22 protein-coding genes and 1 pseudogene are annotated in these 26,212 nt (G+C 73.4%); 11 read left to right on the top strand and 12 right to left on the bottom strand.

Annotation, left to right across the window (positions count from 1 at the left end):
- Window positions 1–3: 3 nt before the first annotated feature.
- Both mca and HS99_RS00410 read right to left on the bottom strand, forming a co-directional pair.
- Window positions 4–918, bottom strand: coding sequence for a mycothiol conjugate amidase Mca (gene mca / locus HS99_RS00415; protein ID WP_170066654.1), 915 nt, complete (start codon window positions 916–918; stop codon window positions 4–6).
- Window positions 919–989: 71 nt separating this feature from the next.
- Window positions 990–2,438 (bottom strand): MDR family MFS transporter, encoded by a 1,449-nt coding sequence (locus HS99_RS00410; protein WP_094742839.1) that lies wholly within the window; start codon window positions 2,436–2,438, stop codon window positions 990–992.
- Window positions 2,439–2,565: 127 nt separating this feature from the next.
- Between HS99_RS00410 and HS99_RS00405 the strand changes: the two genes are divergently transcribed.
- From HS99_RS00405 to murQ, 3 genes are all read left to right on the top strand, one after another.
- Window positions 2,566–3,228, top strand: a complete 663-nt coding sequence (locus tag HS99_RS00405; protein WP_030285226.1) for a TetR/AcrR family transcriptional regulator — start codon at window positions 2,566–2,568, stop codon at window positions 3,226–3,228.
- Between the two features lie 730 nt (window positions 3,229–3,958).
- Window positions 3,959–4,639 carry a DUF6445 family protein gene (locus HS99_RS00400; RefSeq protein WP_030285219.1) on the top strand — a complete coding sequence of 227 codons (681 nt, stop codon included), beginning with the start codon at window positions 3,959–3,961 and terminating at the stop codon, window positions 4,637–4,639.
- Window positions 4,640–4,746: 107 nt separating this feature from the next.
- Complete coding sequence (gene murQ / locus HS99_RS00395; protein WP_030550164.1) at window positions 4,747–5,652, top strand: N-acetylmuramic acid 6-phosphate etherase; 906 nt, start codon at window positions 4,747–4,749, stop codon at window positions 5,650–5,652.
- 123 nt (window positions 5,653–5,775) lie between these two features.
- On the opposite strand, the gene HS99_RS00390 is transcribed toward murQ, so the two are convergent.
- The 3 genes from HS99_RS00390 to HS99_RS47550 all read right to left on the bottom strand — a co-directional run bounded on the left by HS99_RS00390 (window position 5,776) and on the right by HS99_RS47550 (window position 6,820).
- Window positions 5,776–6,288, bottom strand: a complete 513-nt coding sequence (locus tag HS99_RS00390) for an isochorismatase family protein (protein ID WP_030285216.1) — start codon at window positions 6,286–6,288, stop codon at window positions 5,776–5,778.
- A 77-nt stretch (window positions 6,289–6,365) separates the two neighbouring features.
- Complete coding sequence (locus HS99_RS47555; RefSeq protein ID WP_050366994.1) at window positions 6,366–6,548, bottom strand: TetR/AcrR family transcriptional regulator C-terminal domain-containing protein; 183 nt, start codon at window positions 6,546–6,548, stop codon at window positions 6,366–6,368.
- Window positions 6,549–6,565: 17 nt separating this feature from the next.
- Entirely contained in the window at window positions 6,566–6,820 is a 255-nt protein-coding gene (locus HS99_RS47550) for a TetR/AcrR family transcriptional regulator C-terminal domain-containing protein (protein ID WP_050366993.1), read from the bottom strand.
- On the opposite strand from HS99_RS47550, the gene HS99_RS48255 reads away from it, so the two are divergent.
- Together HS99_RS48255 and HS99_RS00370 are read left to right on the top strand one after the other, a co-directional pair.
- Window positions 6,819–7,043 (top strand): MFS transporter, encoded by a 225-nt coding sequence (locus HS99_RS48255; RefSeq protein ID WP_063737754.1) that lies wholly within the window; start codon window positions 6,819–6,821, stop codon window positions 7,041–7,043. The two genes, HS99_RS47550 and HS99_RS48255, sit on opposite strands and share 2 nt — an antisense overlap.
- Before the next feature lie 15 nt (window positions 7,044–7,058).
- Window positions 7,059–7,988, top strand: a pseudogene (locus tag HS99_RS00370) (MFS transporter); the annotation flags it as partial.
- An 8-nt stretch (window positions 7,989–7,996) separates the two neighbouring features.
- Here HS99_RS00370 and HS99_RS00365 read toward each other — a convergent pair.
- Window positions 7,997–8,611 carry a hypothetical protein gene (locus tag HS99_RS00365; protein ID WP_141763625.1) on the bottom strand — a complete coding sequence of 205 codons (615 nt, stop codon included), beginning with the start codon at window positions 8,609–8,611 and terminating at the stop codon, window positions 7,997–7,999.
- 231 nt (window positions 8,612–8,842) lie between these two features.
- Here HS99_RS00365 and HS99_RS00360 point away from each other — a divergent pair, with 231 nt between their 5' ends.
- Window positions 8,843–10,357: a TolB-like translocation protein gene (locus HS99_RS00360; RefSeq protein ID WP_043480290.1), complete on the top strand. Its 1,515-nt coding sequence runs from the start codon at window positions 8,843–8,845 to the stop codon at window positions 10,355–10,357.
- A 71-nt stretch (window positions 10,358–10,428) separates the two neighbouring features.
- Here the strand turns inward: HS99_RS00360 and HS99_RS00355 are convergent, their stop codons facing one another.
- Window positions 10,429–11,637, bottom strand: a complete 1,209-nt coding sequence (locus tag HS99_RS00355) for a hypothetical protein (RefSeq protein WP_030285213.1) — start codon at window positions 11,635–11,637, stop codon at window positions 10,429–10,431.
- On the bottom strand, window positions 11,634–14,342 hold the full coding sequence (locus HS99_RS00350; RefSeq protein WP_141763624.1) for a hypothetical protein: 2,709 nt from the start codon (window positions 14,340–14,342) through the stop codon (window positions 11,634–11,636). The genes HS99_RS00355 and HS99_RS00350 overlap by 4 nt, the downstream gene beginning before the upstream one ends.
- A gap of 349 nt (window positions 14,343–14,691) precedes the next feature.
- On the opposite strand from HS99_RS00350, the gene HS99_RS00345 reads away from it, so the two are divergent.
- The gene (locus HS99_RS00345) at window positions 14,692–15,261 is read left to right on the top strand and encodes a hypothetical protein (RefSeq protein ID WP_030550156.1); all 570 of its coding nucleotides are present in this window, start codon (window positions 14,692–14,694) and stop codon (window positions 15,259–15,261) included.
- Between the two features lie 131 nt (window positions 15,262–15,392).
- On the opposite strand, the gene HS99_RS00340 is transcribed toward HS99_RS00345, so the two are convergent.
- Window positions 15,393–16,886 carry a glutamate synthase subunit beta gene (locus HS99_RS00340; RefSeq protein ID WP_030550154.1) on the bottom strand — a complete coding sequence of 498 codons (1,494 nt, stop codon included), beginning with the start codon at window positions 16,884–16,886 and terminating at the stop codon, window positions 15,393–15,395.
- Window positions 16,887–17,050: 164 nt separating this feature from the next.
- Here HS99_RS00340 and HS99_RS00335 point away from each other — a divergent pair, with 164 nt between their 5' ends.
- From HS99_RS00335 to thpR, 3 genes are all read left to right on the top strand, one after another.
- On the top strand, window positions 17,051–17,734 hold the full coding sequence (locus tag HS99_RS00335) for a response regulator transcription factor (protein ID WP_030550152.1): 684 nt from the start codon (window positions 17,051–17,053) through the stop codon (window positions 17,732–17,734).
- The gene (locus HS99_RS00330; RefSeq protein ID WP_030550150.1) at window positions 17,731–19,116 is read left to right on the top strand and encodes a HAMP domain-containing sensor histidine kinase; all 1,386 of its coding nucleotides are present in this window, start codon (window positions 17,731–17,733) and stop codon (window positions 19,114–19,116) included. The genes HS99_RS00335 and HS99_RS00330 overlap by 4 nt, the downstream gene beginning before the upstream one ends.
- Window positions 19,117–19,206: 90 nt before the next feature.
- Complete coding sequence (gene thpR, locus HS99_RS00325; RefSeq protein ID WP_030550148.1) at window positions 19,207–19,824, top strand: RNA 2',3'-cyclic phosphodiesterase; 618 nt, start codon at window positions 19,207–19,209, stop codon at window positions 19,822–19,824.
- Between the two features lie 357 nt (window positions 19,825–20,181).
- On the opposite strand, the gene efeB is transcribed toward thpR, so the two are convergent.
- The 3 genes from efeB to HS99_RS00310 form a co-directional block, all read right to left on the bottom strand.
- The gene (gene efeB / locus HS99_RS00320) at window positions 20,182–21,519 is read right to left on the bottom strand and encodes an iron uptake transporter deferrochelatase/peroxidase subunit (RefSeq protein WP_030550146.1); all 1,338 of its coding nucleotides are present in this window, start codon (window positions 21,517–21,519) and stop codon (window positions 20,182–20,184) included.
- Window positions 21,519–23,570: an iron uptake transporter permease EfeU gene (gene efeU / locus HS99_RS00315; protein ID WP_030550144.1), complete on the bottom strand. Its 2,052-nt coding sequence runs from the start codon at window positions 23,568–23,570 to the stop codon at window positions 21,519–21,521. The genes efeB and efeU overlap by 1 nt, the downstream gene beginning before the upstream one ends.
- Window positions 23,571–23,813: 243 nt before the next feature.
- The gene (locus tag HS99_RS00310; protein ID WP_030285197.1) at window positions 23,814–24,140 is read right to left on the bottom strand and encodes a hypothetical protein; all 327 of its coding nucleotides are present in this window, start codon (window positions 24,138–24,140) and stop codon (window positions 23,814–23,816) included.
- A gap of 407 nt (window positions 24,141–24,547) precedes the next feature.
- On the opposite strand from HS99_RS00310, the gene qcrB reads away from it, so the two are divergent.
- Window positions 24,548–26,170 (top strand): cytochrome bc1 complex cytochrome b subunit, encoded by a 1,623-nt coding sequence (qcrB, locus tag HS99_RS00305; protein ID WP_030285194.1) that lies wholly within the window; start codon window positions 24,548–24,550, stop codon window positions 26,168–26,170.
- The last annotated feature ends 42 nt before the right edge of the window (window positions 26,171–26,212 follow it).

Raw genomic sequence — 26,212 nt, 5'->3', positions numbered from 1 at the left:
CGCTCAAGCCCCTTCCGCCGCCCTCACCCCCGCGAACAGATCGTTCTCGACCGCACCGACTGCACCGGCTGTCGGGACCGGGTTACCGGGCCCGGACACGAAGCTCCGCGCCAGGTGGTAGTCCTCGGTCGGCCAGACCTCGCGCTCGATGTCCCGTGGGTGGGCCATGAAAGCCACTCCGGGCTGGACCTGGGTGGCGTGCGCCAGCATCGCCGCGTCGCGTACGGCGAACTGCTCGGCGCACTCGATCCGGGTGGTGGTCGCGAGGGCGGGCGGGGTATCGGGCCAGCCGGCGAGCAGTTCGCCCATCTCCGAAGCGACTCCGCGCTCCGTCATGGCGTCGTGCAGCGTCTGGAACCAGGCCCGGGAGAGCGCCAGGTGATAGTAGAGCTTGGCCACCTGCCACGGCTCACCCGCCCCGGGGTGGCGCTTCGGGTCGGCAGCCGCCTCGAAGGCCTCGACGGCGACCTTGTGGGTCATCACGTGGTCCGGGTGCGGGTATCCACCCGTCTCGTCGTAGGTGATCACGACGTGGGGACGGAACTCCCTGATCAGCGCGACCAGTGGTGCCGCCGCGACCTCCAACGGCTGGGCTGCGAAGCAGCCTTCCGGCAGCGGCTCGTCCGGACCCGGCATCCCTGAGTCGACGAAGCCGAGGAACTGCTGCCGTACACCGAGGATTTCACGTGCGGCGTCCATCTCCTCGCGCCGGATCCGGGTGAGGTCGGCCCGGACCTCGGGCCGGTCCAGTGCCGGGTTGAGCACCGAGCCGCGCTCGCCACCCGTGCAGGTCGCGACCAGGACGTCCACGCCCTCGGCCGCGTACCGGGCGAGGGTGGCCGCGCCCTTGCTGGATTCGTCGTCGGGGTGGGCGTGCACGGTGAGCAGCCGCAGACCGCCGGAGCGCTTGGTGAACACGGGTACCTCCAGAGTGGAACAGGCCGAAAAGGTCGAATGGGAATGGGGGGTGAGCAAGGACCGGCGGCCGGTCAGTCCGCCGTACGGGCGGAGCCCGGGTAGAGCATGGCCGGTGCGATCGAGAGCGCCGACAGTGCCAGCACCCACCAGAAGGTCGCGCCGAAGGCCGCCCCGGGATGGTCCGGGTGCCCCGCCTGGACCTGTCCGAGGACCAAGGTCAGCACCGCCGTACCGAGCGCCCCGCCGAGCCGGTTGAGAACGTTGACCGCACCTGCGGCCGCGGGCACCTGGGCCTTCTCGACGCTCGCGTACACGGCCGCCATCCCGGGGATCACGGTGATCCCCATGCCCACTCCGCGCAGCGCCAGCGAGCCGACGACCAGCCAGTCGGCCGGGCCGGACCCGTCACCGAGCTGGGTGAAGGCGAGGGTGCCGAGCAGCGAGCAGCCGATGCCGATCAGGATCAGCGGGCGCGGCGCGAAGCGGTCGGCTATTCGGCCGGACAGCAGCGAGGTGACCGCCGTTCCGAGCGCCTGGGGCGCCAGCAGCAGCCCGGCCGCCACCGCTCCGGTGTGCTCCACCTGCTGGTAGTAGAGCGGCACCAGGAACATCGAGCTGTACAACACGGCTCCCTGCAGGAAGCTGTTCGCCGTCGCCACCGCGAAGCCCCGCCGTGCGAACAACCGCAGGTCGATCAGCGGAGCCCGCTCGCCACAGCGCCCGACCCGCAGAGCGTGCGGCCCGTAGGCCGCCAGCAGCACCGTGCCCGCGGCGACCGCCACCGGGCTGGCCGCGCCGCCCCCGCCGACCGTGGACAGTCCGTAGACCAGTGCCGTCAGGCCGGGCGACAACAACAGCAGACCGGTCACGTCCAGCCGCGGCCGCGGGAGCTCGGACCGGGCTCCGGTCGGGAGCCAGCGGGCCGCCAGCAGCACGGTGAGCAGCCCCACCGGAACGTTCAGCAGGAACATCCAGCGCCAGCCCAGGTGCTCCAGCACCACCCCGCCGAGGATCGGCCCCAGCACCGGGGCCAGGCTGATCGGGAGCAGGAGGGTGCCCATCACCCGGCCGATCCGGATCGGGCCGGCCGCCTGCACCATGATCGTCTGCCCGAGCGGCTGGATCATGCCGCCACCGACGCCCTGGAGCACCCGGAAGGCGACCAGGCTGCCTGTCGACCAGGCCAGGCCGCACAGCGCGGATCCGAGCACGAACAGGACGACCGAGCCGAGCCAGGCCCGCCTGGCCCCCAACCGACCGGCCGCCCAGCCCGAGAGCGGCATGGTGAGTGATATCGCCAACAGGTACCCCGTGGCCACCCACTGCACCCCCACCATCGAGCTGCGCAGGTCGCGGGCGACCGAATCGATGCCGACGTTGACGATCGTGGTGTCCAGCAGGGCCAGGATCGGGCCCAGCGCGAGCACCACACCCATCTTCCACAGGCCCGGCGGCAAGGGCTCGGACCGCACCGGCCGCACCTTGCCCGACCTGCCCTTCGTGGTGACCGACGTGGTCATGCACCCTCCCCTGGGTCGCTCCTCCGGCGGCCGCACCGACCACCCGGGAAGAACTTAGGACCGACCCATTGATTAGGTCAAGCACAATTTCTGTGCTCGGCCCAGCGAGCTGCGCTAGGCTCGGGTCATGACCGACACCGGCACCGCCCCGAACCTGCGCGAACTCAACAAACGCCGCACCCGCGAGGCGATCTCGCACGCCGCGACCAGGCTCTTCATCGAGCGCGGCTTCGACCGCACGACCATCGCCGAGGTGGCGGCAGCCGCCGGGGTCGCCAAGATGACCGTCACCAACCACTTTCCGCGCAAGGAGGACCTCTTCTTCGACCTGCACGAGGAGATCGTCGACCGGCTCCCCCACGCCGTCGCCCAGCGCGCCCCCGGCGAGTCCGCCCTCGCCGCACTGCGCCGCGACTGCCTGGCCGGCCTGGACCGGCGCGACCCGCGACTCGGCTTCTCCGGCCCCGACTTCGCCCGCACCATCGCCGAGAGCCCCGGCCTCGGCGCCCGGCTGCGCGAGCTGAACGAGCAGAGCGAGGCCGCACTCGCCGAGGCGCTGGCCGAGGCCGTGCACCCGGCTCCCGACGGACCCCGGGGCGTCGACTTCGAGAGCCGAGTCGCCGCCGCCCTGCTCGCCGCCGTCGACCGGGCCGTGCTCTCCGAGGTCTTCCGCCGCACCCTGGCCGGAGAGGAGCAGGGCGCCATCGCCGACGCCGTCCGCCCCTCCGCCGCCCGGGCCTTCGACCGACTGGAGGGCGCGCTCGGCTCCTACGCCGTCCGCGAGGGCTGACCGGACGGCCCGGCCGGGCCGGCAGACGCCCGCGAAGCCGTCCGGAGCGGGCACGCCGAAGGACCGGTCGGCGCCGCCCAACCGGCGCCGGACGGGCTGCTACAGCCCCGAGAGCTGGGACAACGCCCACTGCTGGGCACTGCTGGCGCCGATCAACCGGCCGAACTTCTGCTATGTCTCCGCGCTCCAGCCCGCCGTCACCGCGGTCCCGCTGCTGATCGGCGTGTTCGTCGGTGCGCCGCCGCCGGCCCAGGAGCACCTGGGCTTCCTCGTCGGCCAGTTGACGCGCCGGACGCTGCCCGCGATGTTCCTCACCGGCGCCCTGGTCGCGACGGTCCACGGCCTGGTCCACTGGGCCCGCCCGTCCTTCTACCCCACCGTCGACGAGACCGCGCCGCGGAACACCGCGCAGCCCACCGACGCCTGGCTGATCAACCGCGGGGCCGTCATGCCGGACGGCAGCCGCATCAGCTCCGACGCGTGCCCCGGCACCCACAGGTGCGACGGTCCACCGGCACCTGGCTCAAGTACCCCCCTCCGCGCACTCCGTCCCGATCCAACTCGTCGAGGCCGGGATCCTGTTGGCGCGCACCCTCCTCGTCCTCGCGAAGCTCTTCCTCCGCATCCCTCGACGAGGGCCCCGGGACCCGCTCCCGCCTGCGCATCCCTTGACGAAAGGTTGACCTGTTCACGGCAGATAGTTGACGCGGGGCGCCCCTATGGTCGGCCCATGCCCTCACAGCCCATCAGGTCCACCGCACTGCCGGTCCTGCCCTACCGCAAGCCCACCCGCGGCCGGGACTACTGGGTCCTGGACAACGTCCTGCCCGACCCCGACGCGGTCCGCGAACGCGTCCTGGCACGCGGCGACTGGACCGAGGGCTACCCGTACCGCCCCGAGACCTGGCCCGGCCTGCGCACCATGCCCGGCCTGGAGCCGGACGAGCTGGCGCGGGTCGAGGCCCAGGTCCGCAAGGCCACCGGTGCCTCCCGGCTCTGGGTGCAGAGCACTCCGGGCGGCGGCACGCTCAACCACAACTGCGTCCAGGTCGTCGGCGCCGGCGAGTCGGAGTCCCGCCCCCACACCGACTCCCGCGCGCTCTGCCGCTACGCCGCCGTGCTCTACCTGAGCCCGGGCGCACCCAAGGACGCCGGCACCAGCTTCTACCGGCAGCAGTTCCCCGGCGGCCGCCTCGGCGGCAACCTGGTCAACGCCCCGCACAACAACCTGGTCGAGGCCCTCGGCACCCGCCATGTCCCCGCCGACCACTTCACCGAGGACGTCCGCGTCCCCAACCGCTACAACCAACTGCTCCTCTACCACGCCAACCTGATCCACAGCGCCACGAACTACTACGGCACCGACCTGGCGGACCGCCGGATGACGGCCGTCTTCTTCTGGATGGCCTGACGAACGAACCGGCGGCCCCGCACAGGAGCGGCAGCCCACAGGACTGACAGCGCCCGTAGGATCGCAGAGACCAGCCATTGGCACCCCTGGACACCCCCGAGGCCGCGATGACCCAGGACGCCGTACCCGCCACCGAGACGGTCCGCGCCGACTGGGCCGGGATCGACCGGCTGCCCACGCTCGACCTGCTCCACCTGATGAACGCCGAGGACCGCACCGTCCCCGCCGCCGTCGCCGGGCAGTTGGCGGCGATCGCCGCCGTGGTGGACGCCGCAGCCGCCCGGATGGCGCGCGGCGGGCGGCTGGTCTACGCCGGTGCGGGCACGGCCGGGCGGCTCGGGGTCCTGGACGCCGCCGAGTGCCCGCCGACCTTCGGCACCGATCCCGGCCTGGTGGTCGGCCTGATCGCGGGTGGCCGGACGGCCGTGACGGAGGCCGTCGAGGGCGCCGAGGACCGCACCGATCTCGCCGAGGCGGACGTCGCGGCGCTCGGCCTCACCCCGGCCGACACCCTGGTGGGCGTCTCCGCCTCGGGCCGCACCCCGTACCCGCTGGCCGCCGTCCGCGCGGCGCGGGCGGCCGGTGCGCTGACCGTCGGGCTGGCCTGCAACCGGGGTTCGGCGCTGGCGGCGGCGGCGGACCTCGGGATCGAGGTGGAGGTCGGACCGGAGGTGCTCGCCGGGTCCACCCGGCTGAAGGCGGGCACCGCGCAGAAGCTGGTGCTCAACCTGCTCTCCACGGCTGTGATGGTCCGCCTCGGCCGGACGTACGGAAATCTGATGGTCGACCTGCGGGCCACCAACGCCAAGCTCCGCGACCGCGCCCGCCGGATCGTCGCCGAGGCCACCGGCGCCGACGAGGAGGCCGTCCGCCGCGCCCTCGCCGCCACCGACGGCCGGGCGAAGGACGCCGTCCTGGTCCTGCTCGCGGACGTGGACGCACCCACCGCCGCCCGCCTCCTCGCCGCCACCGCCGGACGCCTGCGCGACGCCCTGGAACTGCCGAGGGAGTAGGACCCGCCCGGGCGTCCGGCCGCCGCAACTGAGAGCCCTGAAGTCATCGCCAGTCAATCACTGCCATTCGAGCAGCGAATTCCGACCGCCTGAGCACCCCCGCCAGGATGCGCCGGACAGGTCCTAACCCAGCCGCAGGTCCGCCGAGGCCACGACCTCTCCCAGCCGCGGGAAGTTCAGGTCCACCGAGGCCCGGTGCTCCGCCTCGGTCAGCCCGGTCATCGCGTCCTCGACGAAGACCAGCCGGTAGCCGCGGTCGGCGGCCGCGCGGGCGCTGGACTCCACGCCGAGGTTGGTGGCGATCCCGGTGAAGACCAGGGTCTCCACGCCGCGGGCCTGGAGCAGTTCGTGCAGCCCGGTGTCCTCGAAGGCGCCGATGGTGCGCTTCACCACGACCTCGTCGGCCGCCGCCTCCACCTCGGCCGTCAGCTCGCTGCCGGGCGGCTGCTCGGCGACACCCGGCCGCTCGACCCGCACCGCGACGACGGGCGCGCCGGCGGCGCGGAAGTCCTCGGCGAGCTTCAACGAGGCCGTCACGACCTCCGAGCCGGTGTGCGGAGCGAGCTGGCGGGCGACGATCCGGTCCATCAGGTCGATCAGCACCAGGGCCGTGGTGCGGGCATCAAGGGTGGTCATGGCGCACACGCTAGCCCATCCCCCTCACCCCGGGCCCGGCCCCGCCTCCCGCGCGACCTCCGCCCGAAACCCCTCGGTCAGCACCCGCAGCCCGTAGCCTGCAGCCCGTAGTCGAAGTCGGCGTCGTGGTCGGTCATCCGCAGTACGTCGGCGGCCTCGCTGAGCAGTGGCAGGTCGCGCAGGGCCTCGTCCGGGAACGGCGGCCGGGCGCGCTCCGCGGCGTCCCGTCGCCAGGCCTGCTCCTCGGTGACCCAGCCCATGATGGACCGGTCGACGGTCAGCAGCAGCCGCAGCGCGGTGCGCGGCCGCGGCCCGGCCCGGCCCGGCCGAGCGCGCTCAACTGGGCTTCGATGGCCGGGAGTTCGTCTTCGGTGGGCAGGGTTCCGGCGCGCACCCGGGCGCCGTCGCGGTAGGCGAGCAGGGCGGTGCGCTTGGCACGGGCGTCGGCGGCGGTCCACTCGGGCCAGTGCTCCGGATCCGGCTCGCGGTCGGGCGGGAGCGCCTCGGCGAGCATCGCCTCGGTCTTCACCATGACGGCGATCCCGCTGCAGATCGCCGACCTCACCGGCTCGCCGCCCGCCGCGGGCGCCGTCGGCGCGGTCGAACTCGTGCCCACCGTCCTCTTCGGCCTCTACGGCGGAGTGCTCGCCGACCGCGCCGACCGCCGTACCGTCGCCCTGGCCACCGAGGTCGCGCTCACCGTGCTCAGTACCCTGCTGCTGGCCAACGCCCTGATCGGCACGCCCGCCGTCTGACCGCTCTACCTCGCCACGGCCCTGGCCGCCGCCGTTCAGGGCCTCCAACAGCCCTCACTGGAGGCGATGGTCCCGCGACTGGTACCACCGGATCAGCTGGTGGCGGCCGGAGCACTGCTCTCGCTGCGCCGGAGCATCGGCGGGGTGGCCGCGCCCGCGGCCGCCGTACTGCTGATCGCGACCGCCGGCGCACCGGCCGCGTACCTGGTCGGCCTCGGCACCTTCCTGCTGTCGATCGCCCTGCTCGCCCACGTCCGCCCCGTCCCCTCGGCGCGGGACGCCGGGGCGCCGCCGCTGCGCGAGTTCGCCGGGGCCCCGGACGTGGCACGCCGGCCCGACCTGCTGGGCACCTGCCTGGCCGACCTCGCCGCCACCGTTTCGCCCTGCCCACCGCCCTGTTCCCGTTCCCGGCCGAGGAGTTGGCCGCCCCCTGGGCGCTCGGCCTGCTATAATCCGCGTCCGCGGCCGGCAGCCTGGTCGCGGCCGCCACCGGCGGCTGGACCGGGCGAGTGCACCGGCACGGACGGCTTGTCCTGCTCTCCGCCGCCCTGGTCGGCACTGCCCACCGCCGCGGCCGCCTTCGCCCCCGACCTGTGGGCCGCACTGATCTGCCTGGCCGTTGCGGGCGGCAGCCACTGGACCGGCGACACCTTTCGCAGCGCGATCTGGAACCGGTCCGTTCCGGACGAACTCCGCGGCCCCGCCGCCGGTCTGGAGCTGTTGACCGGCTCCGCCGGGCCCGCCCTCGGCGACCTGCGGGCCGGCGGCCTCGCCGCCCGCCAGGGCATCCGGGCCGCGCTGCGCACCGGCGGCCTGCCCTGCCTGGGCGGCAGCACCGTCCTGGCCGCCGCACTCCCCGCGCTCTGGCGCTACGACCAGCGGGCGCACCGAGCGGAGGTGGTCCCGGGGTCCGCCTCTGCCCCCGCCCCGGAGCCCGCCCCGTGATCGCCCGCTCAGCCCTTCCGAGGCGCTTTCGGAGACGCCTTCGGAAATGCCGTCGGAAATGCCGTCGGTAGCTCCTGCGGAAGCGCCGAGGAATGCCGGGCGATCAGCTCGCCGAGGCGGCCGGAATCGTCCGTGCCGCGCTTGGGCAGCACGGTCAGCGTGGGCGTCCGCTCGTTCCCGCCGAGCAGCACGAACAGCTCGGGCGTCTCCAGGTGGTAGGGCAGCTCCCGCCAGCCGAGCACGGTGCTGGACACCGCATTGGTGACGGTCATCCCCGCCGCGTCCACCAGGACCCGGAACTCACCCTTGCCCGCCGCGAGCCGCCGCGCCTGCCACCCCCGCAGCCAGGGCATTCCCAGTACCAGCAGGGCAAGCACGAGCATCACCACGGCCGGTGGCCGGACCACGCCGTTGGCCGCCGCGGTCAGCACCGCGCCGGTCCCGGTGAACGCGGCGCACCCGGCGAGCAGGTTCGTCGTCCTCCGGGCGGCGCGCCCGGCCACCGTGCCCCGGGCGCGGGCCGCGAAGGCCGCCCGGAAGTCTCCGGCCGTCGGTGTGAAGCGGAGCTCCACCGTCTCCGTCCGCCCGCCCGAATCCATCCCGCACGACCTCTCATCAAGCATGTGTCGCGGGATGCTAGCAAGCCCGGGCCCTGTCCGGCGGGGCGCCCTCGCGCGCACGCCCGGCCCGTTGACGTGAATACGTCGTTCCGTACGAACCACCGTTGACCACCAGCACCACCCGACGGTTGGCTCACCCACGAGCCGGCCGCCGGGGAGCCCGACGTCACCGGAACGGACGCCACCAGACGCCATCGTCGACGCGGCCCGGCCGTTCCCAGGGGAGGGGATCAGATGACCCACGCACGCACCACACCGACCCGCACCACATCCACCCGCACCACACCGACACACCGGCGCCTGCTGCGCGCCGCCTGTGCACTCGGCGCGGCCGCCGCCCTCGCGCTGACCGGCACCCAGGCCGCCCAGGCCGACCCCGGCCGTCACCGAACGCCGGGCACCGAGCGGGTCTCCGTCGGCCTCGGCCAGGCGCAGCCCGACAGCGCCTCGCACGCCGCCGGCCTGAGCGCCGACGGCCGCTACGCCGCCTTCACCTCGACGGCCGCCAACCTCGTCCCCGGCGACACCAACGGCAAGAGCGACGTCTTCGTCCGCGACCTGCGGACCGGCCGCACCGAGCGGGTCGACACCGGCCCGGACGGCGTCCAGGCCGACGGAGCCTCCTTCGAGGCCGCCATCAGCGCCGACGGCCGCTATGTCGCGTTCAGTTCCTCCGCCACCAACCTGGTGGCCGGCGCCAACCTCGGGTCCGACGACGTCTACGTCCACGACCGCCGGACCGGCGAGACCACCCTCGTCTCCGTCGGAGAGGAGCCCGGCCAACCGCAGAAGGACAAGTTCTCCGGCCACCCCTCGATCAGCCGGGACGGCCGCTACATCGCCTTCCAGTCCAACCGCTCCGACCTGGCCCCCGGCACGGTCACCTGGCAGGGCGCCAACATCTACGTCCACGACCTGAGGACCGGGGAGAACCGCCTGGTCAGCACCGGCGCGGACGGCAAGGAGGCGAACGGCTCCTCCGCATCCCCGGTGATCAGCGCCGACGGCGGGACCGTCGCCTTCATCTCCAAGGCGACCAACATCATCGCCCCCGACCGGCCCGGGGCGCTCTCGCCGGACGCCGCCACCCGGCTCGGCGCCGAGTCCGACCAGGAGTCCGACGAGCAGTTCGTCCGTGACTCCCTCCGGAGCCCCGGGTCGCCCCGCTCCGCCGACCGCCCGCAGCTGCTCAAGCCGCACCTCTACCCGCTGTACGTCCGCGACCTGCGCTCCGAGGAGACCACCCTGGCCAGCCCGGACGGCAAGAACGGCTGGCGCGGAGCGGACTACCCCTCGCTCAGCGCGGACGGCCGCTACGCCGTCTACTCGGCCTGGGTGCAGCACGGCGACAACTGGCCGGACCACCACTTCGAGGTGTACGTGCGGGACTTGGCGAAGGGCACCGAGACCCTGGTCAGCGCCGGCCTGCCCGGGACGACGACCACCGGCGACTCCCTCAACGGCCGGATGACGGCCGACGGCCGCTGGACCTACTTCGACTCCACGGCCGCCAACCTGGTGCCCGGCGACACCAACGGCGCCGGCGACGTCTTCCGGCGCGACCTGTGCAGCGGCCGCACCGAGCGGGTCAGCCTCGCGGCCGACGGCTCGCAGTCCGCCGGCGCCTCGTACGACCCGTACGTCGACGACCGCGGCACCACGGTGGTGTTCACCTCGGAGGACGGCACCCTCGTCCCGGGCGACACCAACCAGGCCCCGGACGTGTTCGCCCTGCGTCCGCCCCGCTGAGCTCGCAGTCCCGCACCACCGACACCACATCCACAACCAGAACCAGAACCAGAACCAGAACCACCCGCCCGCTACCCGAAGGTCGGCAACAGGTAGCCCAACTGGGATATCACCGACCACAGTTGGTCCGCGAGCCGGGCCGCCGCGGCGAGCGCCCCGACGAACAGCTCGGGCGCGTTCGCCGCGGCGACCAGGCCGCCCTTGGCCACCACCCCCAGCCCGGTCACCACGCCCGTGCCCAGCGCCGCCCACACCCCGAGGGCCAGCAGCCCGACCGCGCCGAGCCCGGCCAGGAACAGCTCGCCCTCGGGGGTGAACAGCCGCCGGTCGCGCTCGATCGTCACCGCCAGCTCGGGGACCAACGTGGGCCCGAGCGGGGCCGGCCGCAGCCGGGCCCGTACCAGGTTGAGCATCGCCTCCCGGATCCTGTCGGGCAGTTGCACCGCCCGCAGCGGCACCCGGTGGATGTGGTACAGCACCAGCCCGTCGTATCCCGGACGCCCGTTGGCCGGCCGCGGGTACTCGCGGAACTCGGCCCGGTCGGTGGGCCAGTAGCAGATCCAGTCGACGTACGTCTCGCCGTTCTGTTCGGTGACGTTGACCGGCATCGGCAGGATCTTCAGCCCGGCCCCGAGCCGCCAGTCGGTGCCGGCGGCGACCACCGAGTACGGCAGCTGCTGGAGCGCGGTGCGCTGCATGGCGACCAGCCGGTTCTCGATCACCCGGCCGCACGGGTCACGCAACACCGCTACCTTCCCCTGGAGTTCGCGGTAGGTGTCGAGGGCGCCGCCCTCCGTCCCGACCTCCAGTGCCTCCATCCGCAGTTCGGGGACGTGGTCCTGCAGGCCGAGCAGGTCCGGCTTGAGCGCACCGCCCGGGGTGAGTTCGCGGACGGCCTTGACCAGCTTGACCGCCGGGGTGCTGCGGTCCTTCAGCATCCGCTTGATCGCGTCGACCTTGGCCGTAGGGAAGGTGTTGCGCAGGTCCTCCGACAGCACCTGGAGCACCATCCGCAGCACCGGGTCCTGCGGCTGGGCGGTGAGCCGCCCGTACGGCAGCGCCTCCCCGGGGCCGAGCCGTTCCCGGCCGGGCGTGCCCCACCACTCCGCGATCCGGTCGAGCTGGAAGGTCACCCAGGTCGCGCCGGGCCGGGCGTCGAACTCCACCCCGAAGTGGTGGCGCACCCACAGCTCGGCGGCCAGGTACTCGAAGACCGTCGGCGGCTCCTCGCGCGCCTTGCCCAGCAGCAGGCAGGTGTCCTGGTCCCTCAGGAAACTCATGCGATGTCCTTCAACGGGCTGCTCACCGCGATGTCCGTGCCCGAGGTCGGCGTGTACTCGTTCCACTTCGCGATCAGCGTGCCCCGGTGGCCGGGGCGGCGGACCGGGAACGGCGTCAAACTGCCGTCGTGCCGGTGGGCCAGCCCGGACAGCAGCAGGTGGCCGTCGTCCGGCACCCGTACGACCGTGGCGTTCTCCTGGATCCGCCGGTCGTCGTACTCGTCCACGACCACCACGGTGCCCGGGTCGAAACCCTCGCTGGAGGCGACCGGCACCAGCACCGGCGCTCCCCCGGCCGCCGGCTGGACCACGGCCGCACAGGTGGTCACCACCTCGTCCTCCAAGAGCAGGGAGCTGCTGCCCGGGTTGGCCGGCGGGATGCCCGGATAGTTGCGGTCGTCGTAGGCGGCGATCTCCCGGGCGATCGTCAGGTACGGGTGGTCGGCGGGCAGCGGGGCACCGCGGAAGCCTCCCTCGGCGAACCGCACCCAGGCCTCCTCCCACCCCTTGCGCACGGTGAGCACCACCCGGGCGCTGCCCGCCCGCAGGAATGCCTGCCGGTTGGCGTCGGGGTGGCTGATCCGGCTGACGAAGGGCCAGGCGGCGGGCGCGTCCCAGAAGTAGGAGTAGAGGAAGGTGACCACGTTCTCCCACTCGATGGCCTGGTTGACGAAGGCCACCTCCGCCTCGTGCCCGAGCACCGCCGCCCAGGCCGCGGAGCTCGTCCCGAGCGAGCCGGTGTCGTCACCGGGGAAGCCCGCGCCGCGGCCCAACCGGTCGGGGTCGTTGCCGACCGAGGCCTTGAAGGCGTCCACCACCTCGGACGGCATCAGGTGGTAGTCCGCCCCGAGCAGGAAGCGCAGCACGCCCTTCATGATCTCGTCGCTCTCCTCGCGCCGGAGGGTGAGGGTGTCCACTCCGTTGAGGCGTTCGCGCAGCGCGGCGGCGCGGGCGGCGAGGTCCTGCTGTTCGGCGTAGTACTTGGTCTGGGCGGCGTTGAACAGCGCCGCCCAGACGTCGTTCTGCCACTGCCGTCGCGCCTCGTCGGTGGGTTCGACGACGGCGGTCAGGCTGAGCCAGGTCTGCCGGTTGTTGACCAGGTGGAAGCTCACCGTGCAGGGCCCGCTCGCGTGCGCCAGCAGGGCGCCGTTGACCGGGTCGGCGAGGTCGACCGGGCCATGGGTGCCGAACGGCTCGTTCCATTCGGGGATGCTGCTGCCGAGCACCTTGAGGTTGTAGTTGTAGTCGCCGGTGCGGCTCTCCGAGGTGAACCGGAACTGCAGGTTCTTGATCCAGTACCGGTCCGGGACGTTGAGCGGCGGCGCGTCGAAGATGGCGGCGCCATCGTTGTTCGGGGCTGTGACGTTGACGTGGATGTCCGGGTGCGGGCCGGGGGCGAGCGGCACCGCGGCGCCGTACCGCTCGGCGAGCACCAGGTAGTGCGCCTGGTTCTCCCCGGCGCGGACCTTCTCGGTGATGTCGGAGTGCGGAACATCGAACCGGAACGGCCCCAACCGCGCCTCCAGCGACGCTAGTTCGGCGTACGACTGGCGCAGCGCACCGGCCGGTTCGGGGATCGCCAGGTCGTACGTCAGCCGCAGCCCTGAGCGGTAGAGCCGCACCCGCCACTTGCGCATCATGCTGAAGTAGTCGATCCGGACGGCGTCGGTGGGGCTGGCGTTCCTGAGGGTGCGGGTGGTGGTCTCCGAGGAGCCGGTCACGGTGGTGGTCGTGATGGTGACCTTGTGCTCCTGCTTGGTGCGCGCGGAGGCCTTCTGGGTGATCGCGGTGGCGTGCTTGCGGCTGTCCGTGGCGGACTGCGAGTCGGCGCTCTGGCTCGTCATCCCGGAGCTGGCGGAGCCGGAGATCAGCGAGATGCCGCCGGAGACGGTGCCGGTGACGTTGAACTGGTTGCTGTGCTGGAGCTGGTTGGTGGTGGACTGGGCGAGCTCGGTGTTGTCGGTGACGCCGGTCTCGCTGACGTTCTCCAGCGAGTCGGTGACGATCGAGCTGAACTCCTTGGAGGTGACGGACCACTCCTTCTGGGTGACGGCGGTCTCCTCCAGCGGCGCCAGCGGGACGGTGGCGACCAGTTCGCCGCGCTCGATCCCGGCCGGGGCCATCTCCAGGCGCTCCAGGTTCAGCATGCCGATCGGCTCGACGGCCGCGTTGTGGTCGTACGCGGCGTTCGCGGCGGCGGCCCGCCCGGCCCGGGCCCGCCCCTCGGCCGTGGCGTCCGCCCGGCGCAACCCCTCCAGCTCGCCGCCGAGCGCCCGCAGCGCGGGGCCGTGCGCGGCGGCCAGTACGGCGGCCCGCAGCGGTCGGTCGCCGGGGTCGGCGGCGGAGGCGGCGAGCAGCTCCCAGGGCAGCTCGGCCGTCAACCGCCCGCGCAGCGCGGCCACTTCGTCCGGCCGGAGACCGAGCCTGCGCAGGTAGGCGTGTTCGACGAAGCCGGAGCTGCGCGGCGGGCCGTCCACTTTCACCGGGACGAGGGTGGCTTTCGGGATGCTGCGGGCCGCGTGCCCCAGCACCGGCGGCTGAGCACCGCCCGACCACGGCGGCACGGGCGGTACCGGCAGGCACGCCACGGCCGTCGGCGCCGACGTCGACATGAACGTCGGCGTGGACGCGACGGTGGACGCCGGCGTGGACGCGACCGTGGACGCCGGTGGCTGCGCGGGCACCCCGGGAAGTCGGTCGGTCATGGCGGCCCCCTCCGTCGTCTGCTGCCCGGCACCTACCCCTGGTCGCGACGGGCACCCGACGCGGGCGACGGCTCGTGGCGCACCGCGGGTCGCGCGGAGGTGCGCACCGGCGGGCGGCCCCACCACACGCCTCTTCACCACGCACACGCCTGCCCGCCCGCCCGCTCACTCGCCCGTCTCCCGCGTCCGCGTCCGCGTCCGCGTCAAGCGAAATCTTCCTGCGAGAACGTTGACTGACACTTTGTGAGATATTCACCGCCCCCTGTCTACTCGCATAGACCCGCAGATGGTGACATGGACACACACCGCCCGGCACCCCGCGCCGGGCCCGTGACAGGGAGCTCCCCACATGCTTCGTGCCCACCGCATCGCCCCCGCCGTCGCCACCGTGGTGCTCGCCGCGGCCGCCCTCGCGACCGCCGGTACCGCGCACGCCGCCCCCACCGCCGCCGCGCACACCCGCGCCGCCCTCGACGCGACCTGCTCCCAGGCCTACCTGCCGCTGCCCGACCCGTCCTGCACCCCCGGCGCCACCAACCCGGACGTCACCCAGGACACCATCGACTCCACCATCTGCGTCGCGGGCTACAGCACCTCGATCCGCCCGTCCACCACGTACACCAACCGCCTGAAGGTCCAGCAGATCGCCCAGTACGGCTACGACGACACCAGCACGGCGGACTACGAGGAGGACCACTTCATCCCGCTGTCGCTCGGCGGCAACCCGACCGACCCGAACAACCTCTGGCCCGAGCCGCGCTACGCCACCGGCACGAGCGGCCTGTCCTCCACCGACAAGGACACCGTGGAGTACAAGCTCTACCGCGCCGTCTGCAACCACCAGGTGAACCTGGTGCCCGCCCAGCAGGCCATCGCCACCGACTGGACCACCGCCCTCTCGGTCCTCGGCCTCGGCTGAGCCCCGGCCTCAGCTGGCCCCAGGTCCCAGCCGACCCGGCCTCAACTGAGCCCAGGCCCCGGCCGACCCACTGCCTCAACTGACGTACGCCTCGGCTGACCCCGGACCGCCCGGCGCGGGCGCCCCCGCCCTCACGGCGTGAGCGCCCGCGCCGACGCCCCCACCGGCGCCGGGAGTTCGGTCCGTCCGCGCAGGTAGCGGTCCACCGCGGCGGCCGCCGACCGGCCCTCGGCGATCGCCCAGACGATCAGTGACTGGCCCCGCCCGGCGTCCCCGGCGACGAACACCCCCTCGGTGGCGGTGCCGAACCCGTCGTCCCGCTCCAGCACGCCCTCCGGCCCGACGGCCAGGCCGAGTTGGGCGAACAGCGGCTGGTCCGGCTCCGGCCCGCTGAAGCCCAGCGCGAGCAGCGCCAGCTGCGCCGGCAGCACCCGCTCGGTGCCCGCCCGGGCCTCACGCCCGCCCTCCGCGCACGAGGCGAAGCGGACGGCCGCCAGCTGCCCGTCCGGCCCCGGCTCGAACCCGACCGTCACCGCCTGGAACACCCGGCCGTCCTCCGCCGACGGCTCCGGACCTCCCGCCACCGCCCCCGCCTCCTCGTGCGAGGTGGTCACCCGGTACACCTTCGGGTGGACCGGCCAGGGCTGCCCCGGCGCCCGGCGCCGCGGCGGGCGCGGGTTGATGTCGAACTGGGTGACCGCGGCCGCGCCCTGGCGCAGCGCCGTCCCCAGGCAGTCGGCCGCGGTGTCCCCGCCGCCGACGATCACCACCCGCCTGCCCTCCGCGGACAGCGGCGAGTTCGCGAGGTCCCCCTCGTCCACCCGGTTCGCCCAGGTCAGGTACTCCATCGCCGGATGCACCCCGGGCAGCCGGCGCCCGGGCACGGCCGGTTCCCGGTGGGCGGTCGCGCCCACCGCGACCACCACCGCGTCGTACTCGGCCCGCAGCCACTCCCCCGTGACGTCCCGCCCGGCCCACACCCCGGTGCGGAACTCGGTTCCCTCGGACCGCAGTTGGTCGAGCCGCCGGTCCAGCCGGTGCTTCTCCAGCCGGAACGGCGGGATCCCGTAGCGCAGCAGCCCGCCCGCGCGGTCGGCCCGCTCGTAGACCGTGGTCGCGTGCCCGGCCCGGGTCAGCTGCTGGGCGGCGGCCAGCCCGGCCGGGCCCGAGCCGATCACCGCCACCCGCCGGACGGCACCCCGCCGTTCCGGCGGCAACGGCCCGTCCCAGCCCTCTTCCAAGGCCCGGTCGGCGATCGCCAGCTCCACGTTCTTGATCGTCACCGCGGCCCCGTCGATCGCCAGCACGCAGGCGCTCTCGCACGGCGCCGGGCAGAGCCGCCCGGTGAACTCCGGGAAGTTGTTCGTGGCCAGCAGCCGGGCGGCGGCGGCCCGCCAGTCCCCGTCCGCCGCCAGTCGGTTCCACTCCGGCACCAGGTTCCCCAGCGGGCAGGCCGCGTGGCAGAACGGCAGTCCGCAGTCCATGCAGCGCGCCGCCTGCCCGCCCACCACCGGCAGCAGGGCCCCCGGCCGGTACACCTCCCGCCGGTCCCCCAGCCGCTCCCGCGCGTCGCGCCGCTCCCGCTCCGTGCGCGGGGTGGTGAGGAAGGCCATCCGCTCTGCCATCGCGGCCTCCGGCGGGACGTGCCGACACGGACCGGCGGCACACCCGGCGGGACACCACCGTGTGGCCACCGTACGCCCACGAAGCAGAGCGCGAAACCCGCGGCGGGCAGGAACCCCGCGCCCCGCTCTCCACTGCCGTGAGCACGCCAGGGAGAATCTCCCCCATGACCCACACCGTGCTGATCGCCGAGGACGACCGCGCCATCCGCGACTCGCTCACCCGAGCCCTGACGCTCGAGGGCTACCGGGTGCGGATAGCCGCTGACGGCACCCAGACCCTCGCCGTCCTCGCCGAGCAGCGCCCCGACGTCCTGGTGCTCGACGTGATGATGCCGGCCCCGGACGGCCTGGAGGTCTGCCGCCGGCTGCGCGCCGCCGGGGACCGCACCCCGGTGCTGATGCTCACCGCCCGGGTCGAGGTCCCGGACCGGATCGCCGGGCTCGACGCCGGGGCCGACGACTACCTGGTCAAACCCTTCGACGTGGACGAGCTGTTCGCCCGGCTGCGCGCCCTGCTGCGTCGCAACCCCCCGGCCGACACCCCGGAGGACGTGCTGATCGTCGCCGACCTGCGGGTCGAGCCGCCCGCCCGCCGGGCCTGGCGCAGCGGACGCGAACTGGAGCTGTCCCGCACCGAGTTCGACCTGCTGGAGCTGCTCACCCGCAACGCCGGCGCCGTCCTCGACCAGACCACCCTGTACGAGCGGATCTGGGGCTACGACTTCGGCCCCGGCTCGAAGAACCTCGCGGTGTTCATCGGCTACCTGCGGCGCAAGCTCGACCGCCCCGGCCTCGCCCCGCTGATCCACACCGTCCGCGGCGTCGGCTACACGCTGCGCGAGCCGTGACCGGCCCCGCGGTCCGCCGCCCCCGCCTGCCCCGCCCGGGCCTGCGCACCACCCTCTCGCTCGCCTTCGCGGCGATGGCGGCGCTGGTCGCGGTGCTGATCGGCACGCTCGGCTACCGCGCCGCCGCCGCCCTGATCCGGGACGACGAAGCGGACGACTTCAACTCCGCCGTCCACGCGGTGAGCGGCCAGGTCGAGCGCGAGAAGCTGTACCCGGGGGACTTCAACGGCCCGAGCGGGCTGGGTGAGCAGCTGCTGCACCCGATCCGGGTCACCGCGCAGGCCCTCGACTCCAGCGGGGCCGTCCTCCCGGGCACCTCCCGCGTCGTCCTGCCCACCACCCCGGACGAGCGCGCGCTCGCCCACGCCGAGGCCCCCGCCCGGACGGTGACCTACGAGTGCGACCTCCCCGGCGCCACCTGGCGGGTGGGGGTGGTCTCGCTCGGCGGCGGCCGCGGGGCCGTCCAGGTCGTGCAGCGACTCGACGACGTCGAGCTGCTGCTGGCGCGGCTGCGCACCCAGATGGTGGCCGTGGTGGCCGCCGTCGTGCTGGTGGCGGGCGGGGCCGGCTGGCTGGTCGCCGGACGGATCACCGGCCGGCTGGTCCGGCTCACCGATGCCGCCGAACTGGTCGCGTCCAGCGGCCGGTTGGACGTCCCGGTGCCGGCCGCCGGGACGGACGAGGTGGGCCGGCTCGGCCGCGCCTTCGACCGGATGCTGGTCCGCCTCGCCACCGCCAAGGAGAACCAGCGCCGACTCGTCCAGGACGCCGGGCACGAGCTGCGCACCCCGCTGACCAGTCTGCGCACCAACCTCTCGGTGCTGCCCAGCATCGACCGGCTGCCGCCCGCCGAGCGCGCCGCCCTGCTCGCCGACCTCTCCGAGGAGGCCCGGGAGTTGACCGAGCTGGTGGAGGAGCTGGTGGCGCTCGCGGCCGACCGCAAGGCGGACGAGGACCCGGTCGAGGTGGTGCTCGCGGAGGTGGTGCACGAGGCCGCCGCCCAGGCCCGTCGGCGCAGCGACCGGGAGATCACCGTGGACACGGACGGCACGGTCGTCATCGCCCGCCCGGACGCGCTGGCCCGCGCGGTGAACAACCTGCTGGACAACGCGGCCAAGTTCGACCCGGCCGGGACGTCCCCGATCGAGGTGGTGGCGCGCGGCCAGCGGGTCGAGGTCCGCGACCGCGGGCCGGGCGTCGACGCGGCCGACCTCGACCGGATCTTCGACCGCTTCTACCGCGCCACCGCCGCCCGCAGCCTCCCCGGTTCGGGCCTGGGCCTGGCCATCGTCGCCGAGGTGGCCCGCTCCCACGGCGGCACCGCCTTCGCCGCCAACCGCAAGGGCGGCGGCGCCGTGATCGGCTTCACCCTCGGCGACTGACGACCATCGACCGGCCGGGGCGGGCGCGAGGGCGTGTCTTTCGGATCACGCCCTCGTCGGCGGCCGGTTCCGGAGTGCTAGAAATCCCTCGTGCACGATCACCCGGAACCCCCGACCCGGCGCCTCTTCGTGGCCCTGGCTCCGCCCGACGACGCCAAGGACGAACTGGGCCGGGCCCTGCAGCCGGCCTACGCCGGGTACCCGCGGCTGCGGTGGAACCGGATCGAGGACTGGCACATCACCCTGGCCTTCCTCGGCGAGCAGCCGTCCGCCGTGGTTCCGCCGCTGCAGGCGGCCCTGGCCGGTCCGGTCGCGTCGTGTCCCGCCCTGCGGCTGGGCCTGCGGGGCGGCGGCCACTTCGACGAGCGGCTGCTGTGGAGCGGGATCGACGGCGACCTGGAGGGGCTGCACCGGCTCGCCGCCGCCGTCCGGGAGGTGGTGACGTCCTGCGGGATCGGGTTCAGGGACCGACCGCTGCGCCCGCACCTGACGCTGGCCCGGGCCCGCCGGGACGACCCGGACAGCGTGCCGCGGGCCGCAGCCGGGCTGAGCGGGTTCGTGGGCCGGCCGTGGCAGGCCGAACGCCTGCACCTCGTCGGCAGCAACATCGGCCGCGGCCCCGGGCCGATCCGCTACCGCGACATCGCGGCGTGGCGACTCGGCGTCGCCGTCCGGGCCCGGGCCGAGGACGCCCCCACCGGGCCGTAGCAGCCCGAGGACGGCGGCCTGGACCGGGCCGCACGGCACTTCGCCCGCGCCGATGGACTCGGCTGCCCGCACGTGCGCGAGCGGGTCGCCTACCTGGCGGTCCTGCGGTTGGCGGAGCGGGCCGGTCGGGCCCAGGTGCGCGAGGCCCTCGTGACCGTCCGCGAAGTGCACCCGGCCCTGGGGCCGGAGCAGCTGTTCCACCCGGGCTGCCGGGCCGTCCTCGCGGGCCCGGCGATGCCCGACGACCCGGATGCGGGCTTCCTGCCGTCCGTGGCCCGGATCGCCCCGGACCGGCTGTACGAACACCGCCGAACCGGTACCCCGGCCCCTGGCGACGTCACCTCAGGACCTCAGACCTCAGACGGCGGCCAGCAGCCCCCGCCCCAGCCAGTCGGCGTCGTCCTTCACGCCGGGCAGGACGAAGAAGTACCCGCCGCCGGTCGGCGAGATGTAGTCCACCAGTGGCTCGTCGATCAGCCGGGTCTGGGTGGCCTCGAACTGCCGCACCACGTCCTGCTGGTAGCAGCAGAACACCAGGCCCATGTCCAGGTTGCCCGCCTTGTCGACGCCCCGGTCGTAGTTGAAGCCGCGGCGCAGGATGCGCGAGGTGTCGGTGTCGGCGGTGCGCGGGTTGGCCAGGCGGATGTGCGCGTTGAGCGGGATCGCCTTGCCGTCCGGGTCCTTGCCGTAGTCCGGCGCGTCGTTCTCCTGGTGGCCGTCCAGCGGCGCGCCGGTGTCGCGGCGGCGGCCGAACATCTTCTCCTGCTCGCTGAGCTTGACCCGGTCCCAGAACTCGATCAGCATCCGGATGATCCGGATCACCTGGTAGCTGCCGCCGGTCGCCCAGGCGGGCTCGCCCATGCCGTCGTTGACCCAGATCAGCCGGTCCATCTCCCGGGTGGAGGTGGTGTCCGGGTTGACTATGCCGTCCTTGAAGCCGAGCAGGTTGCGCTGGGCGCCGTCCGGGCGGGACTGGTTCTGGAAGCCGTCTATCCGCCAGAGGATCTGCATCCCGCCGCGGGTGTGCCGGGTGATGTCGCGCAGCGCGTGCAGCACGGTGTCCTGCCGGTCGGCGCAGATCTGCAGCGAGAGGTCGCCGTGCAGCTCGTCGGCCCGGAGGTTGTCGTTGGGGAAGGTCTTCATCGGCGTCAGCTTGACCGGCTTGGCCTTGGCGAGGCCGAAGCGGTCGTCGAACAGCGAGGCACCGACGCCGACGGTGACGGTGAGGTTGTCGGTGGGCACGACGGGGCCGAGGATGCCGCTGTCGGACGGCGGGGCGCCGACGCCGAGGTCGGGCGGGGTGCCGCCGGCGGTGAGGAAGCGGATCCGCTCGGTCAGGGTCCTGAACAGGTCCTCCAGGCCCTTGCGGTCCTGGGCGATCACCTGGCAGGAGACGAAGGCGGCGTAGCCGGGGGCCGGGGTGGTGATCCCGGCCTGGTGGTCGCCGTGGAACGGGACGGCGCCGGACTTCGTCTGGTGGGTGTCCCCGGCGGCGGCCGGCTCGGCGCCCAGGCCGAACGCCCCACCGGCGAGGACGGCGGCCCCGGCGCCCGCGCCGAGCGCGGCCCGGACGAAGCTGCGGCGGGCCGGACCGGCCGGGCAGGCGCCCTGCTCGACGACCGGCTCGGCAGCGGCGGCAGCGGCTGCGGCGTGCGGGAACGGGCAGGAGCCGGCGGCTGCGGTGTGGTCGGTCATCAGGCGGCCTTCCGGATCTCGAGCAGGGCGGGGACGGGCGAGAGGTCTTCGAGCAGCTGGCCGGTGGCTCCGTTCAGCTGGCGCCGCGTGTCGGCGGGCAGCTTGTCCAGCGGGGTCCAGCCGTCGGCGGTGCGGGCGGCGGCGACCAGGTCGCCGACCCGCTTCATCCCGGCGTTGACCCGGACCAGCACCTGCGGGTCGCGCTCGTCGAGCAGCGGCTGCAGCAGGGTCAGCAACTCCTGGGTGCCGGCCAGGTTGGCCTGGGTGGTGGCCAGGCTGGTGCCGCTGCCCATGTCGGTGTCGCCGGTCAGCTCGAACTGGAGGGTGTTCTCCAGGATCTCGTGGGCGCGCAGCGGCAGGTCGCCCGGGTCGAAGTCCTGGCCGGGGAAGTCGTGCACCAGCTTGGCGACGTTCTGGGCGAGCTCGTCGGCGACGGGCGTCAGGTCGGCGGCGGACCGGCCGTGCCACAGGCCGTACTCCAGGCGCAGGAAGCCGGTGAAGCCCGGGTCCTGCTCCTTGTCGGCGTAGCCGTCGGGGCGGCCGTCGATCTTCTTGTCGAGGTCTGCGAAGGTGCCGTAGGCGGCGCCGAGCGAGGCGTACTGCAGGTGGGCGGTGAGCCAGTCGGCCTTGGCGGTGGCGAGGTCGCCGGCCCGTACGTCGGCCTGGATCTTCTGGGTCTGCGTCATCAGGGTCGCGAGGCCCTTGTTGACGTAGTCCTTGTAGCTGTCCAGCGGGGCCTTGAGGTCGTCCTCGGAGACCGGCTTGACGGCCTTGACCTCGGCGCCGCCGGTGACGTGCACGGTGGCGGAGGTGACGGACGTTCCGCCGGTGGGCACGCAGCGCCAGGCGTAGTCGCCGGAGCCGATGGTGGCGGTGAGCGCGCGGGTGGTGCCGGGGGCGAGGCCCTCGATCTCGCCGTAGACGGCGCCGCTGCCCGGGTTGACCAGGTAGACCTCGGAGACCTTGTCGCCGGTGTTGTGCATCTGGAACACCTGCTGGCCGGGCTGGGGGCTGCCGAAGCCCTTGCCGCACTCCTTCTCGGAGACCGCGACGGTGGCGGAGCCGTCCTGCTTGCCGTCGCTGACGGCGATCACCGCGCCGGCCACCACGACCGGGACGGCGATCACCGCGGTCGGCAGCACCCAGCGCGGACGGCCGGCGCCCACCGGCTTCACGGCCTCCGGCTTCGCGGCCTCCGACGGCTTCGCCGCGGCGGGAGCGGCCGCCGGGGCCGCCTTGCCGCCGCGCACGCCCTCGACGAAGAGGGTCATCACGATGCTCAGGTAGGCGATGTACCCGACGACCTGGAGGACCGTCATGGTGACGGTCAGGTTGAGGGTCCCCTGGACCAGCGTGGCGTACCAGGAGGAGGCGTCCAGGTGCCCGCTCAGGTCGAAGGCGTACGTGCTGCCGCCGCCGACCAGCCCGGACTCCTGGAGGTCGCGCAGGCCGTAGCCGAGCACGCCCGCGGCGACGACGATCAGGCCCGCGCCGGTGATGGTGAAGAACTTGGTGAGGTTCATCTTCAGGGCCCGCCGGTACAGGCCCCAGCACAGCCCCACCGAGAGCAGCAGGCCGACGGCGGCGCCGATCAGCGGGCCGGTGGACTCCCCGGCGGTGCGCGCGTTGGTCCACAGGAAGAGCGAGGTCTCCAGTCCCTCGCGGGCGACCGCGAGGAAGCTGGTGAACACCAGTGCCCCCGCGCCCATCGTCAGCGAGGCCTGGACCTTCTCCTTCAGGTCGGCGGAGAGGGTGCGCGCCGAGCGGCGCATCCAGAACACCATCGCGGTGACGAAGCCGACGGCGATCAGGCTCAGCACTCCGCCGAACGCCTCCTGGGCGTGGCCGGAGAGGTTGGCGGCGGTGAAGGTGAGCACCGCGCCGAAGCTGAGGCTGAGCGCGACGGCCGCCGCGACGCCCGTCCACACCTGGGGCAGCCGGCCCTTCTGCCCGGCCCGGACCAGCGTGGCGACCAGGATCGACACGATCAGGCCGGCTTCGAGCCCTTCGCGCAGCCCGATCAGGAAGCTGGGAAACGCCTCATCCCACATGCAGCGGGCTCCTCCCCCGGGCCGCCCCGGGTTGTACCTGTCCTCGGCCGCCCCGCCGGGGGGTGCCGGCGGAACGGGCACGGCGAACGCCCCGGACCGGAGGTCCAGGGCGTTTCGCTTAGCTTAGGCAAACCTTAGAGCCACCGCGGTCAACTGCACCCCGCGTTCAGGTAAGGGTTCGGTATGGGAACACCCATGCGACGGTCAACTCCTCGCGCCGGCACCACCCGGGGGAGATCTTCGTCACCCCCACCACTGCTCGGGCGCCGCCTCGGCCTCCGCCTCCGGAGGGACCGTCACCGGTTCGGCGCAGCGCACCAGCAGGCACCCCTCCCCCGTCTCGGTGACCAGGAAGCCCCGTTCCCGAAGGACGAGCGCGGCCGCCCCGGTCACCGCCGCCCGCGCCAGGCCGGACGGCGGTCCGTCCGGCTCTTCACCCGGGGACCAGCCGACCACCACACCCTCGGGGTGGGGGCCGATCGACAGGGGCGAGGCACCCGGAGCGGTGTCGAACCCGGCGCGGGCCAGGGCCTCGGTGACGTCCTCGAAGAGTTCACGGTCATCCGCCATTGGCGCAGCGTAGGCCCACACCCTCGCGGCGCCCGGACGCCGCGCGCACCGACACGCCCCAGCTGCACCCGAGCGCAGCATCGCCCCCGTTGCGCCGGCCGAGGGCCAGCCGATCGGGCGTCGGCGCCCCCGTCCGGCCCGACACGCGCGGCCGGACGGCCCGATGGACGTGCACAGTCGGCCCCCTGCCGACAGCATGACAGAGTAAGCGCCCCATCACCCTGAGCAACGGGTCCAGCGAACCGCCCAGGTCCGTGCGCCGGTCCGCCCGGCGGGCCCGTATCGAGAGGTCCCATGATCACAACACTTCGTCGGCCGGCGTTCCCGCCGGCGGGCCTCCGCCACGGCACGCCGGGAACGCCGGGGAGCCCGTCGTGAGCACCGAACTGCACTCGCAGCCCGGACGGGTGACCAGCAGCCGCAGCAAGCCGGCCAACAAGGCCGAAGCCTTCGCCGACTGGACGGACGGCAGGCTCGGCATCTACGCCCTGGCCAAGTCCAACCTGCGCAAGATCTTCCCGGACCACTGGTCCTTCATGCTGGGCGAGATCGCGCTCTACACCTTCGTCATCATCATCCTGACCGGTGTCTGGCTGACCATGTTCTTCCAGCCGAGCATGGCCGAGGTCGTCTACGACGGGAAGTACGTCCCGCTCAAGGGCATCCAGATGTCGCTGGCGTACGCCTCCACCGTCGACATCAGCTTCGACATCCGCGGCGGCCTGCTGATGCGCCAGATCCACCACTGGGCGGCCGTCGTCTTCATCGCCTCGATGCTGACCCACATGATGCGCGTCTTCTTCACCGGCGCGTTCCGCAAGCCGCGCGAGATCAACTGGGTCTTCGGGGCGCTGCTGCTGTTCCTCGGCATGTTCGACGGTTTCATGGGCTACTCGCTGCCCGACGACCTGCTGTCCGGCACCGGCATCCGCTTCATGGAGGGTGCGATCCTGGCGATCCCGATCGTCGGCAGCTACCTGCAGTTCTTCATCTTCGGCGGACAGTTCCCCGGATTCGTCATCATCCCGCGGCTGTTCACCGTCCACGTGCTGCTGATCCCAGGGATCATGGTCGGTTTGCTCGCGGCGCACCTGATCCTGGTCTTCTACCACAAGCACACCCAGTTCGCCGGGGCCGGCCGCACCAACGACAACGTGGTGGGCATGCCGCTGATGCCGGTCTACATGGCCAAGGCCGGCGGCTTCTTCTTCCTGGTCTTCGGCGTCATCGCGTTCATGTCGGCGATCGCCACGATCAACCCGATCTGGGCCTACGGCCCGTACCGGCCCGACCAGGTGTCGACCGACGCCCAACCCGACTGGTACATGGGCTTCTCCGAGGGCCTGATCCGGGTGATGCCGGGCTGGGAGATCAGCGTCTGGGGCGGCCACACCCTGAACCTCGGAGTGTTCATCCCGCTGGTCGTCTTCCCGACCGTGCTGCTGGCCATCTGGTGCTGGCCGTTCCTGGAGGCCTGGGTCACCGGGGACCGCGGCGAGCACCACATCGCCGACCGTCCGCGCAACCACCCGGTCCGCACCGCCTTCGGCGTGGCCTGGATGGGCCTCTATGCGATCCTGCTGGCCGGCGGCGGCAACGACCTCCTGGCGACCCACTTCCACCTGTCGATCAACGCGATCACCTACGCGGTGCGGGCCGGCTTCTTCGCCGTGCCGGTGGTCCTCTTCGTGATCACCAAGCGGTGGTGCCTGGGCCTGCAGCGCCGCGACAAGGAGAAGGTGCTGCACGGCCGGGAGACCGGCGTCATCAACCGGCTGCAGCACGGCGAGTACGTCGAGGTGCACGCGCCGCTGCCCCAGGGCCGGCTGTACACCCTCACCGCGCACGAGCAGCCCGAGCCGATCGTGCTGGAGCCCGAGGTGGACGAGAACGGCGTGGTCCGCCGGGCCGGTCTGTGGACCCGCACCCGGGCCAAGCTGTCCCGCGGCCTCTACGGCGAGGGCAGCCAGATCGCCAAGCCCACCGCCGAGGAGCACGCGGAGATCAGCAGCGGCCACGGCCACCACTGATCCCCGTCCCGGGACGACGGGGCCCGCTGTGCCGTTGCCGGC

This window comes from Kitasatospora aureofaciens (assembly GCF_001188955.3).
GTDB lineage: Bacteria > Actinomycetota > Actinomycetes > Streptomycetales > Streptomycetaceae > Kitasatospora > Kitasatospora aureofaciens.
Note: the sequence above shows the minus strand (reverse complement) of the source record. Positions and strands in the feature narration are given on the sequence as shown.

Coding starts and splice junctions, on each gene's coding strand:
- HS99_RS00410 (WP_094742839.1), bottom strand. CDS start 2,438: ATGACCACGTCGGTCACCACGAAGGGCAGGTCGGGCAAGGTGCGGCCG.
- HS99_RS00405 (WP_030285226.1), top strand. CDS start 2,566: ATGACCGACACCGGCACCGCCCCGAACCTGCGCGAACTCAACAAACGC.
- HS99_RS00400 (WP_030285219.1), top strand. CDS start 3,959: ATGCCCTCACAGCCCATCAGGTCCACCGCACTGCCGGTCCTGCCCTAC.
- murQ (WP_030550164.1), top strand. CDS start 4,747: ATGACCCAGGACGCCGTACCCGCCACCGAGACGGTCCGCGCCGACTGG.
- HS99_RS00390 (WP_030285216.1), bottom strand. CDS start 6,288: ATGACCACCCTTGATGCCCGCACCACGGCCCTGGTGCTGATCGACCTG.
- HS99_RS47555 (WP_050366994.1), bottom strand. CDS start 6,548: ATGGGCTGGGTCACCGAGGAGCAGGCCTGGCGACGGGACGCCGCGGAG.
- HS99_RS48255 (WP_063737754.1), top strand. CDS start 6,819: ATGACGGCGATCCCGCTGCAGATCGCCGACCTCACCGGCTCGCCGCCC.
- HS99_RS47550 (WP_050366993.1), bottom strand. CDS start 6,820: ATGGTGAAGACCGAGGCGATGCTCGCCGAGGCGCTCCCGCCCGACCGC.
- HS99_RS00365 (WP_141763625.1), bottom strand. CDS start 8,611: ATGCTTGATGAGAGGTCGTGCGGGATGGATTCGGGCGGGCGGACGGAG.
- HS99_RS00360 (WP_043480290.1), top strand. CDS start 8,843: ATGACCCACGCACGCACCACACCGACCCGCACCACATCCACCCGCACC.
- HS99_RS00355 (WP_030285213.1), bottom strand. CDS start 11,637: ATGAGTTTCCTGAGGGACCAGGACACCTGCCTGCTGCTGGGCAAGGCG.
- HS99_RS00350 (WP_141763624.1), bottom strand. CDS start 14,342: ATGACCGACCGACTTCCCGGGGTGCCCGCGCAGCCACCGGCGTCCACG.
- HS99_RS00345 (WP_030550156.1), top strand. CDS start 14,692: ATGCTTCGTGCCCACCGCATCGCCCCCGCCGTCGCCACCGTGGTGCTC.
- HS99_RS00340 (WP_030550154.1), bottom strand. CDS start 16,886: ATGGCAGAGCGGATGGCCTTCCTCACCACCCCGCGCACGGAGCGGGAG.
- HS99_RS00335 (WP_030550152.1), top strand. CDS start 17,051: ATGACCCACACCGTGCTGATCGCCGAGGACGACCGCGCCATCCGCGAC.
- efeB (WP_030550146.1), bottom strand. CDS start 21,519: ATGACCGACCACACCGCAGCCGCCGGCTCCTGCCCGTTCCCGCACGCC.
- efeU (WP_030550144.1), bottom strand. CDS start 23,570: ATGTGGGATGAGGCGTTTCCCAGCTTCCTGATCGGGCTGCGCGAAGGG.
- HS99_RS00310 (WP_030285197.1), bottom strand. CDS start 24,140: ATGGCGGATGACCGTGAACTCTTCGAGGACGTCACCGAGGCCCTGGCC.